This is a genomic window from Hydrotalea sp. GW822-HT8A01, assembly GCF_058798575.1.
On sequence record NZ_CM179506.1, the window covers coordinates 2,934,411 to 2,951,329 of the forward strand.

At 31.0% G+C, this 16,919-nt stretch carries 9 protein-coding genes and 2 CRISPR repeat arrays (1 of these 11 only partly in view); of the genes, 1 reads left to right on the forward strand and 8 read right to left on the reverse strand.

The window, feature by feature from the left end; translation table 11 throughout:
- Positions 1-140: direct repeats of the CRISPR family, unit length 30 nt; unit sequence ATTTCAATTCCAATATGGTACGATTAAAAG (it extends 1,260 nt beyond the left edge of the window).
- Positions 141-237: 97 nt separating this feature from the next.
- Entirely contained in the window at positions 238-1,062 is an 825-nt protein-coding gene (locus tag AC3QLY_RS13030; protein WP_075051507.1) for an IS982 family transposase, read from the forward strand.
- Positions 1,063-1,093: 31 nt separating this feature from the next.
- Positions 1,094-7,462: a CRISPR direct-repeat array (repeat unit 30 nt; unit sequence ATTTCAATTCCAATATGGTACGATTAAAAG).
- A 211-nt stretch (positions 7,463-7,673) separates the two neighbouring features.
- Here AC3QLY_RS13030 and cas2 read toward each other — a convergent pair.
- From cas2 to AC3QLY_RS13070, 8 genes are all read right to left on the reverse strand, one after another.
- On the reverse strand, positions 7,674-7,937 hold the full coding sequence (cas2, locus tag AC3QLY_RS13035; RefSeq protein WP_074419198.1) for a CRISPR-associated endonuclease Cas2: 264 nt from the start codon (positions 7,935-7,937) through the stop codon (positions 7,674-7,676).
- A 41-nt stretch (positions 7,938-7,978) separates the two neighbouring features.
- On the reverse strand, positions 7,979-8,983 hold the full coding sequence (cas1b, locus tag AC3QLY_RS13040) for a type I-B CRISPR-associated endonuclease Cas1b (protein WP_218331341.1): 1,005 nt from the start codon (positions 8,981-8,983) through the stop codon (positions 7,979-7,981).
- A gap of 134 nt (positions 8,984-9,117) precedes the next feature.
- Complete coding sequence (gene cas4, locus AC3QLY_RS13045) at positions 9,118-9,648, reverse strand: CRISPR-associated protein Cas4 (RefSeq protein WP_492989852.1); 531 nt, start codon at positions 9,646-9,648, stop codon at positions 9,118-9,120.
- Positions 9,649-9,876: 228 nt separating this feature from the next.
- Entirely contained in the window at positions 9,877-12,159 is a 2,283-nt protein-coding gene (gene cas3, locus AC3QLY_RS13050; protein ID WP_492989853.1) for a CRISPR-associated helicase Cas3', read from the reverse strand.
- Positions 12,159-12,836 carry a Cas5 family CRISPR-associated protein gene (locus tag AC3QLY_RS13055; protein WP_288096919.1) on the reverse strand — a complete coding sequence of 226 codons (678 nt, stop codon included), beginning with the start codon at positions 12,834-12,836 and terminating at the stop codon, positions 12,159-12,161. The genes cas3 and AC3QLY_RS13055 overlap by 1 nt, the downstream gene beginning before the upstream one ends.
- Positions 12,833-13,855 carry a type I-B CRISPR-associated protein Cas7/Cst2/DevR gene (gene cas7i / locus AC3QLY_RS13060; RefSeq protein WP_288096918.1) on the reverse strand — a complete coding sequence of 341 codons (1,023 nt, stop codon included), beginning with the start codon at positions 13,853-13,855 and terminating at the stop codon, positions 12,833-12,835. The genes AC3QLY_RS13055 and cas7i overlap by 4 nt, the downstream gene beginning before the upstream one ends.
- A 20-nt stretch (positions 13,856-13,875) precedes the next feature.
- The gene (locus AC3QLY_RS13065) at positions 13,876-15,918 is read right to left on the reverse strand and encodes a hypothetical protein (protein WP_492989854.1); all 2,043 of its coding nucleotides are present in this window, start codon (positions 15,916-15,918) and stop codon (positions 13,876-13,878) included.
- Positions 15,919-16,022: 104 nt separating this feature from the next.
- Positions 16,023-16,910: a helix-turn-helix transcriptional regulator gene (locus AC3QLY_RS13070; protein WP_074420042.1), complete on the reverse strand. Its 888-nt coding sequence runs from the start codon at positions 16,908-16,910 to the stop codon at positions 16,023-16,025.
- Positions 16,911-16,919: the final 9 nt, after the last annotated feature.

The window sequence follows — 16,919 nt, forward strand, 5'->3', positions numbered from 1 at the left end:
GATTAAAAGAATTCACCCTGTTCATCAACATATAAATGCCTTTGATTTCAATTCCAATATGGTACGATTAAAAGGAAACTTGCCCTTTCGATGCAGGCGTAACATATGAATTTCAATTCCAATATGGTACGATTAAAAGATGATTTTTAGTTTGTGATTAATTAACCCAAGTTTCCTAAAATAGAAGCATTTGAAATAGGAATAATTTTGAGTTGCGAAAACAAAACTTCTACTCAAATGCTTCAGGACAAAGTTATTGGAATTTACTGTTTAGTGGATGATATATTGAAAGGCATCCATCATCATGAACACAAGGAACGAAAAGTTAGTGATAGCGAGATCATAAGCACGGCAATAGTGTCAGCTCTTTATTTTAAAGGAAACCAGTTTCATGCTATTAATTATATGCGCACACATGCTATGATACCTGGTATGATTGGCAAGAGTGGTTTTAACAAACGGTTGCATAAGGTTGCCTCGCTGTTGATGTGGTTGTTTTTACACATTGGCAGAATGTTCAAATATTTGTGTGCAGAGTTGGAATATATCATTGATTCGTTTCCATTAAAAGTCTGCCATAACATACGTATTAACAGGAGCAAATTATTAACAGGAGAACAGTGGAGAGGCTTCAATGCCAGTAAAAGGGAATATTTTTATGGGGTAAAGGTACAGTTGATTACAACCAAAAATGGTATACCGGTTGAAATTTGTTTTTCACCTGGTAGCGAACATGATGTAGAAGCCTTGCAGAAAATGTTTATGGATCTGCCGCCAGAGAGCTCTTTATTTGGAGACAGTGCCTATACAGCATATGAATTAGAAGAATTATATAAAGAAACTGAGCTGATAGAGTTAAAAATATGCAGAAAATCAAACAGTAAAAAACCAGATAAACCTTATCATGCTTTTATTAAAAATGCAATGAGAAAACGTATAGAAACCACTATTAGTGAAATTGTAGAAATGACACCCCATTCTATTCACGCAGTCACTAAAGATGGATTCTTACTTAAAATATTACTATTCGTTTTAGCTTTTCAAGTAAAAGCAATCGTTTAAAATAGGAAACTTGAATTATTTAATTAAATGTATTTCAATTCCAATATGGTACGATTAAAAGTCGTATATCAACAAAAATAGTATATTAATGTACGAAATTTCAATTCCAATATGGTACGATTAAAAGGGCAATGGAATCATTTAATCACAAACAAAAACAACGCATTTCAATTCCAATATGGTACGATTAAAAGCATCATTTTCTATCGATGAGTTAGTTTTATTTTTATTTCAATTCCAATATGGTACGATTAAAAGTCAATTTTTGATTTTAATAATTCGCCTGGACAATTATTTCAATTCCAATATGGTACGATTAAAAGAATTAAAATATCTTCATTTGTTTTTTTAATATTTAAATTTCAATTCCAATATGGTACGATTAAAAGAATTCACCCTGTTCATCAACATATAAATGCCTTTGATTTCAATTCCAATATGGTACGATTAAAAGCTTTTGTAACCAAAATGTTGCAAAACCCAGTTTATTGATTTCAATTCCAATATGGTACGATTAAAAGTGCCTTTCTTTTTCTGTCTTCAAGATATTTATCCAAATTTCAATTCCAATATGGTACGATTAAAAGTTGTTGATTCGGTTGACCGCTTCCAACTTCATTTGATTTCAATTCCAATATGGTACGATTAAAAGTACGTAATGACATGGATAGAATTAAAATGGAGATGAATTTCAATTCCAATATGGTACGATTAAAAGAAATTTTGGTGGGGCTATAACAAGTGTAGCAACAGTATTTCAATTCCAATATGGTACGATTAAAAGAAGATTAAAAAGCTGAAGAGAAACTTTGGATGTCAATTTCAATTCCAATATGGTACGATTAAAAGCGTTGCCAAAAAACATTACAATAGTTGATAATAAATTTCAATTCCAATATGGTACGATTAAAAGTTAAATCCTTCTGAAATAGCTAAAGGTTTTAACGAATTTCAATTCCAATATGGTACGATTAAAAGATGGCAATATAAGAATAAAAGAAAATTTTAAAAATATTTCAATTCCAATATGGTACGATTAAAAGTTAATCACAAAACTTAAAATCATGGAAACACTAAAATTTCAATTCCAATATGGTACGATTAAAAGTTACTTTTTATTTTAATAAGTAAGTTACTATCAATATTTCAATTCCAATATGGTACGATTAAAAGGGTTAAAACTATAATTACTTGATTTACCCAAATTATATTTCAATTCCAATATGGTACGATTAAAAGTTGAGTAATTTTCAATTGATTTTACTTTACCGTTATTTCAATTCCAATATGGTACGATTAAAAGTTAATAAAAGAAATAAAAACTTTCAAAGGGTCGTCAAATTTCAATTCCAATATGGTACGATTAAAAGCACGGAATCAATCACAAATTAAAACTTAAAATTAATTTCAATTCCAATATGGTACGATTAAAAGCACAGTAGTTGTTAACTCAACTTCTGCAGAATTGTATTTCAATTCCAATATGGTACGATTAAAAGAAGAAAGATGTAATTATAAAGAAGGGGTGCTGGAATTTCAATTCCAATATGGTACGATTAAAAGTATCTTAATCGTACCAACGCCGGCCCTGGCCGGCAAATTTCAATTCCAATATGGTACGATTAAAAGTGTGATGCTTCTCCAAAAGTATTTTTAGTTATAGAATTTCAATTCCAATATGGTACGATTAAAAGGGGGAATGGGTTAGGTATTACTCAAACGGTGATATTATTTCAATTCCAATATGGTACGATTAAAAGACGGAATTAATCAATCACAAATTAAAAATTAAAATCAATTTCAATTCCAATATGGTACGATTAAAAGGCTTGTAATGTTAAACGGGTGATTTGGTTAACTGAATTTCAATTCCAATATGGTACGATTAAAAGACCATTTAGTACTCCCGTTAATGTCCCACCAGTTAAATTTCAATTCCAATATGGTACGATTAAAAGATGAAGCCTGTTTATTTTTCCATTCCCGTTTATCCATTTCAATTCCAATATGGTACGATTAAAAGTAGGGATACCTGTAAAATTTGTACCTGTTAAAGTAATTTCAATTCCAATATGGTACGATTAAAAGTTGTAAATACGCCGTCTCTTATCCTTCTTTTTATCCATTTCAATTCCAATATGGTACGATTAAAAGTCGTATTATTCTCAACGAAACATTTGTTCCAAGAATTTCAATTCCAATATGGTACGATTAAAAGCGGCTACTACCTGCATATCGTTAATTCCAGCAATATTTCAATTCCAATATGGTACGATTAAAAGATGTTCCGGCCCCAGCCACAACATACAAAACCATATTTCAATTCCAATATGGTACGATTAAAAGTTTGCGTTGATTTATTAATTGAGGATTCAATTAAAAATTTCAATTCCAATATGGTACGATTAAAAGAGGCTTAGCATTATTTACCATATTAATCATTTTTATTTCAATTCCAATATGGTACGATTAAAAGGAATTGTTTCTGCTTTCATAATTAGTGATAGTTTAATTTCAATTCCAATATGGTACGATTAAAAGAGATTAAAACTTATTGGCAATGCAGGAGTGCAACCAAATTTCAATTCCAATATGGTACGATTAAAAGTTGTATTAGGAAGTAAATAGAAATTATTGTCAACCAAATTTCAATTCCAATATGGTACGATTAAAAGAATTATTTACGAGTAAAAGATAGCTTACGTTTATCATTTCAATTCCAATATGGTACGATTAAAAGCCCTTAAATTTTATATTATGTTTAATCCTAATAACATTTCAATTCCAATATGGTACGATTAAAAGGACACCGGCAACTAATGGTGCAGCTGCTTTAATCGTATTTCAATTCCAATATGGTACGATTAAAAGTAGGCGTTTTTTTATGCCTAATAACATCCCATGCATTTCAATTCCAATATGGTACGATTAAAAGTATTTTTTAGTTATTAAACCAGTATTGCAAAAATTATTTCAATTCCAATATGGTACGATTAAAAGTATGTCATCAGGTACAACGGGGAAGTCTACACATTATTTCAATTCCAATATGGTACGATTAAAAGAGCAGGGGATTGAGTCAGATATTACAATCGACGAATTTCAATTCCAATATGGTACGATTAAAAGCCTGACGTTGTTAACGAAGACGGAAAAATCTTCGACAATTTCAATTCCAATATGGTACGATTAAAAGTTGTCGATGAAGACGGCAGAATCTTCGTTATGGACATTTCAATTCCAATATGGTACGATTAAAAGTTCATTATTCCGCAATTTTAAAAGTGAATAAATTAATTTCAATTCCAATATGGTACGATTAAAAGATGCTCACACTCAAGTTTCAGATTATCTCTCACAGCATTTCAATTCCAATATGGTACGATTAAAAGTTTCATAAGTGATTGATTAACAATACTTTAACCAAATTTCAATTCCAATATGGTACGATTAAAAGTGTTGACGAAGACGGCAGAATCTTCATCATGGATATTTCAATTCCAATATGGTACGATTAAAAGATGGTATTCCGATGAAAGCAAATTCGTTGACTACATATTTCAATTCCAATATGGTACGATTAAAAGAGGCGGACAAAATACATACACCGCTACCACTTTAAATTTCAATTCCAATATGGTACGATTAAAAGAAGTGGCCAGCACAGTATTGAGTTTGATTTGGTAAATTTCAATTCCAATATGGTACGATTAAAAGAATAAAATTGTTGCGCATGATGTGTATTTAACCCCATTTCAATTCCAATATGGTACGATTAAAAGAAAACAAAGCAGAAATTAGAAGTATCTGTTTTTGACAATTTCAATTCCAATATGGTACGATTAAAAGTTTTCACGGAACGCAATACCAATATAATGAAGAGAAATTTCAATTCCAATATGGTACGATTAAAAGCAGTAGTTTATTCATATCCGGACGGTCGAAGGTGCATTTCAATTCCAATATGGTACGATTAAAAGCTGCTTAATATGTTCTGTTCCATAATTTTGATATTATTTCAATTCCAATATGGTACGATTAAAAGTATTTAAAAATGCTATTATATTAGTAAACCTCTTATCATTTCAATTCCAATATGGTACGATTAAAAGTTTCTTCCTCGCTGGTAAGCAGCGTGTTTACTACGGATTTCAATTCCAATATGGTACGATTAAAAGGAAAATTTCGTTTACAAAAACATATTAAATGTACTATTTCAATTCCAATATGGTACGATTAAAAGGCAGCATAGGTCAAAGCCACGGCAGCATTGAAACACATTTCAATTCCAATATGGTACGATTAAAAGATCCAGGTAATTTCTTTAATCGTTGCTGCGGTTACATTTCAATTCCAATATGGTACGATTAAAAGCAGCAGAAAAATTTAAAGAAACATGCTATCACGAATTTCAATTCCAATATGGTACGATTAAAAGAGGTAATTGGTTATGCAGCTCGATTTAAATTACTGAAATTTCAATTCCAATATGGTACGATTAAAAGTAGATAATAATGTAAGCCCTTATATAGCTATTCAGTTAATTTCAATTCCAATATGGTACGATTAAAAGTATTAATGAAATTTACGAATCTAATTATTTAGGTATTTCAATTCCAATATGGTACGATTAAAAGATCGATTCAGCGTATCCTTTAGGTTCCGTTTTAGCATATTTCAATTCCAATATGGTACGATTAAAAGGTACAGTTATTGAACTGTTTACCAAAGCACCATTATTTCAATTCCAATATGGTACGATTAAAAGTTAATTTATCTTCATGCTTATTTAATATTTCAATTAAATTTCAATTCCAATATGGTACGATTAAAAGTTAATACCGCTCGCTGTAAAGTATGCATTATTTGCATTTCAATTCCAATATGGTACGATTAAAAGTAAGAAAAAATAATTATAGCATTTTAATTTTAATATTTCAATTCCAATATGGTACGATTAAAAGTATTCTCCGCTATGCAGATTATACCAATGCTGCTAACATTTCAATTCCAATATGGTACGATTAAAAGAAATAATAACTGTCTCATTATTTAAGTTTACGGGATTTCAATTCCAATATGGTACGATTAAAAGGTATTTAATTTTTACTAACCCATAAATTTTAAACAAATTTCAATTCCAATATGGTACGATTAAAAGAAAACAACGCTGACAACGTAAACTGTCGCTTTTAATTTCAATTCCAATATGGTACGATTAAAAGACACCGGCAATTAATGGTGCAGCTGCTTTAATCGTATTTCAATTCCAATATGGTACGATTAAAAGTATTCTTTGCCGTTAATTTCTGAAACTATAAAAACAATTTCAATTCCAATATGGTACGATTAAAAGTGGTTCATGAATAATTTTTGCATCTAATGTTTTACCATTTCAATTCCAATATGGTACGATTAAAAGTTAACATTGCCTATTTGTGGCTCAACCCCACGGTATTTCAATTCCAATATGGTACGATTAAAAGGCCACGCTTTAATAGCCTTTTTAAAAGGTTCCTTCATTTCAATTCCAATATGGTACGATTAAAAGTGGCAACTGACTTCTTAACGAAGCGCATTAATAGATTTCAATTCCAATATGGTACGATTAAAAGACTTCAAAGGCACATGCAGCATCTTATCAGTCAATACCATTTCAATTCCAATATGGTACGATTAAAAGTCGTGCGCAAGTTGCTCAATCAGCTTATCTAATTCATTTCAATTCCAATATGGTACGATTAAAAGAAGAGTTTCAAGGCAATGATGCCAATGCAGTGTTATTTCAATTCCAATATGGTACGATTAAAAGTGGCGCATTTTATGCCATGCCGATAGCTTAACTTTATTTCAATTCCAATATGGTACGATTAAAAGAAAAACTGCTCAATATATCCTCTATGCTTGTTACCAATTTCAATTCCAATATGGTACGATTAAAAGGTAAACACCGAATCTTTACAGCTGGCCCGTAAAAACATTTCAATTCCAATATGGTACGATTAAAAGGATAAAGAAGCTGTAATTGCACTAAAAGATACAGAATTTCAATTCCAATATGGTACGATTAAAAGTTGAAACACCTGTATTATCAATTAATAATGCATTATTTCAATTCCAATATGGTACGATTAAAAGAGAAGCTTGCCGAAGAAACTGCGGTTAATAATCTAAATTTCAATTCCAATATGGTACGATTAAAAGAAAATATTCCCAAAAGTTGAATCTATATTAATAACATTTCAATTCCAATATGGTACGATTAAAAGCTTAGTTGTCGCAGACCGAAAAGAGGCCGACAAATAATTTCAATTCCAATATGGTACGATTAAAAGAAATCACCAGAGAAAGAAGCAGTTGTACCATTTAAATTTCAATTCCAATATGGTACGATTAAAAGCCGCTTATCAGCAAATGATAAACAGTTGATTTACAATGTAATTTAATAAGGTAAAACTAAGGTTTTTGCACTAAAAAGTAGTCGATCTGTGATAATATTATTGCAGCCTTTGTTCGACGATGCGATGAAAGTATGATTGGTGCTATTTTATGATAAAAACTTACATGTTTTTGTAGTTGCCTTAAAGCTACATACAGGGTGGTAGACGATGTTAAATAAAATTATCTACCTCATTTTTTTCTTTACCAATTACCTGTTTCTCTAACCATTTTTCCTGTCGGCTTTTAAAAATGATTAAACTGTCGGTTTTAATATCCATCATTATTTTGGCTTTGACTATCAGTTCTTTTAGTTTTACCTCTGTAATCTCCCCTTCAAAAACACTATTCTGTATCCAGTTTAAATATATTCTGCATAGTTTTAACATTTTACCTACCCGTTTTTGCTCTATATCGTATACTAAAATAATATACATTTTTTATATTAATTTATATTTAATTTTAAATATCTCCATTTTTACCACCACGCTTTAAATGGCTTGTATGTTTCCATGCCCAAAATATGTTTTACTAATTTGTAACATTCTAATTTTACCAGATGTTTGTAGCTAACCTGTCGGTTTAATGAACGGTGTTGTATGGTTTCATTTAATTTTTCATCCCAGGCTTTGGTAATAATTTTACGACCACTTTCTTTTAACAGACAACTATTGAGCTGTTTATCAAAATCATGTGCCTGAATTTGCTTTCTATTTAGTAAAGTAAAAATTAATCTGTCGGCCAATATCGGTTTAAAAATTTCTGCTATATCTAATGCTAAAGAATATCTTCGTTCGCCGGGCTGATGCAGGAAACTGATGGTAGGATTGAGTTGTGTATGATAAATCATATCTAAACACAAACTGTAACACATGCTGTTTAAAAAGGAAATCATGGTATTTACTTCATTCGATGGGGGTTGTTTGGTTCTGTTCCCCATTTCGAAATGGGTAATAATACTATCAAAGGCCTCATAATAGGCTATGCGTATATTTCCTTCTATACCCATCAGCATTTCAATATGGGTAGTTTCAGGAATGGCACGCATCAGCGCATCAATTTTTTCAATAGAACTTTCAATGGTTTTACCCCTGTTGTAATAATAACGCAAATTTTTTTGCATATTGGCAGCACCGCCACTTACAAATTGTTGTGCAATGTGTAATCTTGCAGTTGCATTGCTGTATGCATTGGTTTGTGCAATGAGCATTTTGCCGGCCAGTAAATAGTCTTTAGGCATGAAAGAACCGGTATAATGTTCATAATAATCAAAAAAATGAACACTGATTTGTTCTTTACCTAAAAAATTATATAAAGCACTATTGGCATCTAAACTTCCAAATGCATATAAATTGTTAATCCCTTCAACTGGTATGTATTTAACCGGGCCTTCATTTCCATCTTCATCAACAGGTGTAAATTTTAGGGTATTATCTTTTCTGCTTAAACGCCCCGGATTAAATAAATAATACGATTTGCGCATATTCCTTATGTTTGGTATCTTCTATAAAATGCTTATTTTTAAAAAGGATCCTGTTTTAATGTAATTGTTTACAACCAATTATTTACGCCCATTTAATTTTAAATGTTTTATACATACATAAAATAGTAAATAATTTATTCGGTTATATAACATAACTCATAATAAGCACATTTTTTACAAATTTTTTTTTGAATAACAGGCGGGCAGGTATTGGATGCTGCTATTTCTGAAATTTCTATACAAACTTTGTTTAATGTTTCAATATCGGTTAAGGTAAGCGCTGCTATATTTTTCGTTGTTTTTAATAATGGATATTCCAATATACCTGTTGTATTTTTAAATCCGTTTAGCTGCGTTAACCACATATAAAATTTTATCTGCCATACATGCCCATCTTCCATTGTATTGTTCTTTTTGATTTCGTGAATAACATTTTGTTGTACATCATAAAAGTCAATTTTACCCAATAGGGTAGTTGTGTTAAATGGGAATGATACTTCAATTTCCCTGTACCGTTCCGCTCTTTGCGGATAGCTGGTTTCATGTAATAATTTGCCCTCTTTTACATTTTCAGAAGTATGCTCCATACTAATTCCATTCGAAAACAGCCAAAGCTTTCTTTTGCAAACAAAATAATAATTAATATGTGTAGCGGTAATTTGCATGTTGATGGGATAATCTAAAAATTAAATCAGTTTTAAAAATAATGTTACAAACAATCAGCTGCGGTGTTTAATTAGTGGTCAGTCTTTTTTTGTGAAGTAAATTATCATAATTAGCTGCATTCATATTTTAGGCAGGATTGGCAATATCTGCAAGAAGATGGGGAGTGGGTTTAAATTTTCGTTAAGTGATAATAAAATGATGAAATAGGGTGTAAAATAAATAGGAAATTACAAGATTCTTTCTTCAAATGAGTCATCCTTTTTCATATAACCAACAGTCTCATCGTAAATTAAATTACTAGCAATAATCACATTTCTTTTAGTATCATTAGTTTGGTTCATCAATTCATACTTGTATACCTGAACTAAAAGTTGATTTGCTTCTATGTACTTTTTATTTGTTATCTTCTCATCAAAATCATCAATTAGGTTATGACATAGGACTTCAACTTTTTGATTGCTATTTTCAATAATATCTTCTATCCAATTGTTCCAATCTCCAGCAATCCATTTCTTTTCAAAGTTTTTTATTATTGAATTATTTAAACCCTTACAAAAATCTTTTTGCTGATTTTCATTATATCCATTCACATAAACCTTATTACATACATCAATTAAATCTTGTTCTGAAAGCTCATGAAAATTAAAATCTGTTAAGTTGTTCCAGGTATTTTTTAAAACTTCTTCTTCATAAAAAGGGGTAAAGCCCATTATCTTTTCAAATATATACACCGGAACAGTATCATGTAATAAATTGATTTCTTGTTCAATAGGATTTATCTTTTTTTTACCAGAACGATTAATTCTTCCAAACCTTTGAATAAGTGCATCAATTGGGGCGTTTTCTATAAATGCAATATCATAATCAATATCTAAACTTACTTCTACAGCTTGCGTTGCAATGAGTAATTGTGGCCTTTTTGAAACATCTTTATTTGTGATTGATTTTTCAATTTCATTTCTATCTTTCTTATTAAAGCCACTATGTAATAATTTTGCAGAGCCATTAAACTCTATATCCAGATAAAGTTTCTGAGCTGTTTTAACATTGTTAACGATGACTAAAACGGAATACCCCTTCTCTAAATACTCCAGAATAAGATATAACCTATCTTCTATTTTTAAATCTGACTGGCAATATAACTGATGCCTTTTTCTATTGAGAATTAATCTGTCACTGTCAAAATTTTTATCAGGCCGAATTAAATTTCTTTCATCACCTTTAAAAACTTCTTTGATTATAAGTTGAAGCATAAAATCAGGAACAGTTGCTGACATAAATAAGAACTTCGCATTAAAAAGCTGCTTAAACAACTTTATACTTGCAAGCATCAACCCTGTTAATAAAGAATCATAAGTGTGAAATTCGTCAATAATAAAAAGAGCATTTTTATACTCAAATAATGATAATTCCCATCCTTTTCCTCTTAAAGATGTTTTCAGTATTTGATGTAATGTTGCTACTTTTATTGGATAGAATAATTCTCTGGATAGAGATTTTTTAGTTTGAGCACTTGCTTCTATTTCTTCATAATTAGAATCTTCATTGGTTAATTGTTCATAGAAAAAATCAAGTGTTTTAGAATGAAGTGCGGTCACTTTATCATCCCCAAAAACAATCTGCAATCGGCGAACCATTGCATTGATACTTGCAGTATATGGTAAAAGATAAAACAATCTTGCATTTTCTGTCTGATTAGCAAATACCCAATTTAGAGCTGCTTCTGTTTTCCCCGATCCAGTGGGTGCATGTAAAATGATATCAGACTTTATAGTTTGTAATTTCTTTTGAAAATGTCTGAACTCAACACAAACATTATCATTTTTAGGTTGAAAATTTGATAATTCAATTTTTTTATAAGCTGGTAAACTATTTTCCATTCTTGCAGAACCAATATGGTCTGCGGCAATTAATAAAGCCCTCATCATAGATAACTCTTTACGAGCATAACTTTTAGGAAGGGATTTTCCCTGATATGCATATCGCAAAATCTTTTGAGTTTCTTTTGTTATTTGGTCCTGTTTTTCTTTATATTTAATTTCTTCATGTAATTTCATCAAATCCAGCCATGCTATTAATGTGTCTTTTGTTAATAAGTCCGAATCACTTTTCCAATGAGCTTCCATATGTGATGTCAAAACATTGCCTTCCAATCTTCCTTTGTCGTCTCCCTGGTTGATGATGCCTTTATGATGTGTAGCAATTGCAAATAGTTCATCATCCTTTAAATCAAGGAAATTCTCACAAAACCATAGAGAAATAATTTCATGACGAATAGAAGCTGCTTCCTGTCTCAATAATTTTTTTTGAAAAGCGCTATGTATTTTACCCAAATCATGTAATACTGCACAACGGAAGATTTTGGGTTTCCAATACTCTTTTTCTTCGGGAGAAAGCGGTAAATTTTGAAGTAGATTATTGCCGGCGGTTATTACATGATGGGTATGCATTTCTAATGTAGTGACCCCATCACTCTTTGCTAAGAATTGGTCAAAAAATTTATTTTCCATTATTGAAAACTATGTAGATAAAAACCTATTTCATCGTTTCCCTTAATCCGATAAAGATTATGGTATTTTATTTTAGCTTTATTTTCATGAGAAACAGCCATGAAAATGACACTTTTTGTTGCACTTCTTCCGCTTCCTACTTCATCATTTTCTACATAGGCCTCAGCTAACTGAACTAATTGACCACCAATTTTTAAACTACCATTAAAAGGCAGCATGCAACCTGATAAAATCGTTTCTTCCACTTGCATTACAGCTACTTCTGTCACCTTTTCAATTTTTAATAAATCTTGTGACCTTCCCAGAGTAGGTGTTCCAACAGGATTTATAAAATATTCCTTCCAATCTAACCTGTCAATCCAAAGTGTGAGTTTAGGTGAAACATGAAATTCACGCAAGTAGGCATCGGTACCTTTAGAGTGGCTTTTCACTTTTTTTCCGTCTAATTCAAGTCGTTGACGAGTTTCCAAATCATTAGCAATTCCTTCGTATTCATAATAAAATCCAACTTTTACTTCATTGGGGTTGATCAATCTGCCCAAACAACAACCAATTATTCCTAACAATAAGGAATAAGTTGGTGTTGGTAGGCATAATGCATTTCCTGAAAGTATAAATGGCATTCTTGGTGTTGAAGACCAACCTGAAAACTTAATTTCTAAAACATCATTTATCATTTTAAATATTTTTCAGTAAAATTATTAACGATACCGATAGGTGAATCTATAACAAAACTTTCTCCTAATGCTTTTACATCCTCTTCATTCTGTAAATAACCTGCACGTATACCAATGTAAACAGGCGTGGCTAACTTTGAACTATAATCACTTGCTATTTGTTTCACAACTTCAATATTTAAGGCCGGCTTTTCTCCTGTTCCGATGAAGATATTGTTGAAAACAGGATTGGCAGATTCCATTCCCGCCAATATTAAAACTTTAGGCGAAACATCGGAACCAAAAGCTGATTGTTTAGCACCCCCACGTAAAAATGCAAGCCCCTTAAGAAGTCCAGAAGCATTTTTGTTTCTAATTTTTTGAGCATCTTTTAATTTGTACCTTTTGAATTTGCTTCCATTTAAATCGGAAATTTCAAATTTATCCTGATGCTGTTCCACTAACTCTTTCGATAATTCCTGATGGCTCCCTAAATTTTCATATACTCCAAGGCGGTAATATTCTAAATTAAAAAAGCCTTCCAAATGGGTGGAATAAAACCGTGTAGAATAGGGCAAAGGCGTACCTTCTTTTAAATGCACAAATGCTTCATCATTATTTAAAGTGCGCATATTGCGAATGCCTTTTAAGATTGAAGACTTGAATGGCGATGTTCTCTGAATACTTTCTTCTCCTTTTGCGCCGCTTTTCATGTATCCAAATAAATCGTCTTCCGGAAAATCAATCGGATTCAATTCAGTTGCAATTTTATTTGTCGATTCCTTTCCTTCTGATTTTCCGATTGCTCTCAATTCACTTGGATTCCATCCATTTTCTTCATTTGTAGTATCTCTAAGCCATCTACGCCAGGATTGTGCTGAAACATAGGGCACTTCTTCAACACGATTATTTACTTTTTCCCTAAAGGTTTTAGGAATTACTTTGTTTTTGTCTTCCCCTGTCCCTAAGCCCGCTCCATTTAGGAATGCAGCCGAAGCATCTATTAACAATGCACCAGTGATGTTTTTTAATTCTGCCATTTTATTTATTATTTAATTGATTATAAAATAACTGTTTGATTTTGTTCAGAAATGGATGGCTGGAATTCTTTTAATAGTAAAAATTTAATAGCGAACTTAGCAAATGGAATTGCAAATTCACCATCCGGATTGTACAATAAACCCTCCGACCATTCTTCTGAATTTTTAAGGTTATTTGTGATTAAATAATTGTTTGTATTTTCTATCGCCTCCTTAAACCAATACAAGAATTCAGAATTGTCAAGAGAAATATCGTTGATAAGATTTAAAAATTTTCCTAATGGCTTAGTTCCCGTTTCTTTATTTTCATACTTATCAAAATAATAAGCACGATAATCTTTTACAAAATTATTTATTTCGATAATCCATTTTTTTGTAGTCCATTCCAATTCATGTAATTGGATTCTGTTATTTGTTTGAATATTAAATAGTTCATATTGGCTAAAAAATAATCTTAAAAGTTCATTCAGGCCTATAACTGATATATTTAAATGGTCATCATAAAGTGAATTGATTATAGTTTCTATATTTAAATTTGAATCATTATATGCTCTTAGCATTAAGCCTGAATATCGAACTGATGAATATTCTTGTGCATTTTTTAATCTCCTGATAATCGATTCATTGTTTATGTCATTTTGTATCATTCGAATCAACCATTCTACAACAGTTTTCGCAAGTGATTCTTCATTTTTCAATTCTGGAATTTGGCTATCAAAAACTTTTTTTTGATAATAAAAGTGAATCAATTTGTGTAAATCATAAAAAGTATTTTTAACAGGCAACTGGTTAGCGTCATCAAGAATCTTAAAATGGTGATGCAAGTTCCATTCTCCCCCTTTCGCAGCCTCTACTAAAACAGCATATAAATCTATTCTATATTCTTTTTCATCCCAGGCAGTTGTACTATTTAAATATTTTTCAAAATATTTTGATTTATACTTATTTATTAAATATGCTAAATATTTAGCATATTTAATTTTCTGTTTACTATTAATTGCTTTGAAATAAGCTTCCAGAAAATTCACTGATACACCTTCGTACTTTACTTTCTTAAATACATTTGGATATAACAACCACCATTCTGTATCATTCTCCAAACTTGTTAAAAAACTATTTGACAGATTATTATTATTCAAAATATCCTTTAATTCTAGACTAATACTTGGATTATTATAAAGGTTATTTAGTTTCCTGAATAAGGAATTGGGTATTCTATCTATCTCGCAACTTGCACCTGTACCTGAATTAGAAAAACTCCACAAATTCAAATCAGAATACTCGTCATCAAAATTTTTATCTTCAAAAATTTTTAATGCTTTTAATATATAATTTCCTTTAGAAAAGTCTTTTACATTTTCAATTGGTTCATTTGATTTTTTAGTTTCTATTCTTTCTTTTAATGTTTTACAATTCTCTAAAACATATCTTTTTGAAAACTCAAAATTTGAAGAATCAATAAGAAGAATACCTCCCTTATATAAAAGTGCCGATAATGGTAGAAACTGAAGAATAACAATACAAATTGGATGAATTTGTATTGAAAATTTGGCTTGAGGTAATGCTTGTGCGTCTGAACCTAAACCTCCAATCAAAGGAAACCAAGTACGATTTAAAGAAAAATCAGTATTGTCTAAATTGCTCAACTGCTTCTTTTCTTCCTCAGCATCAATCTTTTTTTCTTTCAAAATTTCCTTTTGTGATTTAATTTCATCTTCATAAAAACTTTCAAAAGGTTTCTCAAACTTCAATCCCGATATTTCGCAAGTTAATGAACCTTCAAATTCACAGTTTTTCAATATGGAAGTAAGAAGGTTCTTATAAGTTATTTCTCCAACATCATCTTTCTTTTTTGCGGGATTAACTAAAGGATTGTTTAAGCTGAAAAGCATTGTATAACTTTTCAACCGTTTATTTAGTTCAGGTAGATTTTTATTCTGGAATAACTCCAACAACAACTCTGGGGTAATCTCTGAAACATTATTTAATTCGGCCAATGCTTCAATAGTCATTAATGCATTATTCAACATTGCATTGCCTGTATAAGTTTCAAATATTTTCATTTTTATATTTTATTTTCAGTAAATCGTATCATAACCCTTTATTTACCCCATCTCCACTTATCTCACTCACAAATTTCATTTACTTAACTGCCAACTTCCGTCAGTTAAAATTTTTTTCTTTCCTTACTTAAAAATTCTATGAATTCCGGGCTACCCAATACTTCTATTTCGCCGGGCAGGCCCAGTACAAATCGCCCAATACCCTGAAATCCGGCTACAGCAATGGTTAAAAGATACGTATTTTTTTCTTTATCAATGTATTTTGCTGTGAGCGGAAATTCTTCTACCAATAAATTATACGCTTTTAAGCTGAGCCTTATAACTACTTTGCCCACCGGTTTTTTAGCCGAAATACGGAATGCATCGGTAAAATGAATGTGGTGTTTTTCTTCCTTTTCCCATGTATTAGGTAATATTGCTATACTTTGTATACGGGCTAATTTAAATTGTTTGCATTGCCGGCTTTGGTGTTCATAACACCAAACAGAACGGTAATCGGCTGTAAAATCGAATGGTTCTACTTTTCTGTCTGATATGATGTTACTATTGGATGAACGGTAATTTTTAAATAGTACCTGCTTTTTCTGCCGAATAGACTGGGCAATGCTTTGTATTTTCAACAAATCATCTGTTTGTTGTAATGATTGCAATACTTTATAATCGTACAGCATGTTTAATTTTCTGATTAGCTGTTCTTTAATGGCAGATGTTCCTTCAATTAAAGAAAGGGTATCAAATAATATGAGTAATTCTTCTTCGGTAAAATGCATTAAATTTTGAAGGGTTCTGGTGGCACTGTGTGCCTGTTGTAACCGATAATTGCCATTGTTGCGTTCTATCACAAAACCGGCTGTTTCAAAACTTTCTAAATACCGGTAAATGGTTCGTTCAGAAATTTCCATTCTGGATATAAGTTCCTGTAAATTATATCGCTTTTGTCCGGATAATAGCATTAACAGGCGAAGCAATCGTTGTATTTTTTGCTGATCCATATGCTTTGT

Bases quoted from the DNA above. Each gene is read 5' to 3' on its own strand.
- AC3QLY_RS13030 (WP_075051507.1), top strand. From the start codon at position 238: ATGCTTCAGGACAAAGTTATTGGAATTTACTGTTTAGTGGATGATATA.
- cas2 (WP_074419198.1), bottom strand. From the start codon at position 7,937: ATGTATATTATTTTAGTATACGATATAGAGCAAAAACGGGTAGGTAAA.
- cas1b (WP_218331341.1), bottom strand. From the start codon at position 8,983: ATGCGCAAATCGTATTATTTATTTAATCCGGGGCGTTTAAGCAGAAAA.
- cas4 (WP_492989852.1), bottom strand. From the start codon at position 9,648: ATGCAAATTACCGCTACACATATTAATTATTATTTTGTTTGCAAAAGA.
- cas3 (WP_492989853.1), bottom strand. From the start codon at position 12,159: ATGGAAAATAAATTTTTTGACCAATTCTTAGCAAAGAGTGATGGGGTC.
- AC3QLY_RS13055 (WP_288096919.1), bottom strand. From the start codon at position 12,836: ATGATAAATGATGTTTTAGAAATTAAGTTTTCAGGTTGGTCTTCAACA.
- cas7i (WP_288096918.1), bottom strand. From the start codon at position 13,855: ATGGCAGAATTAAAAAACATCACTGGTGCATTGTTAATAGATGCTTCG.
- AC3QLY_RS13065 (WP_492989854.1), bottom strand. From the start codon at position 15,918: ATGAAAATATTTGAAACTTATACAGGCAATGCAATGTTGAATAATGCA.
- AC3QLY_RS13070 (WP_074420042.1), bottom strand. From the start codon at position 16,910: ATGGATCAGCAAAAAATACAACGATTGCTTCGCCTGTTAATGCTATTA.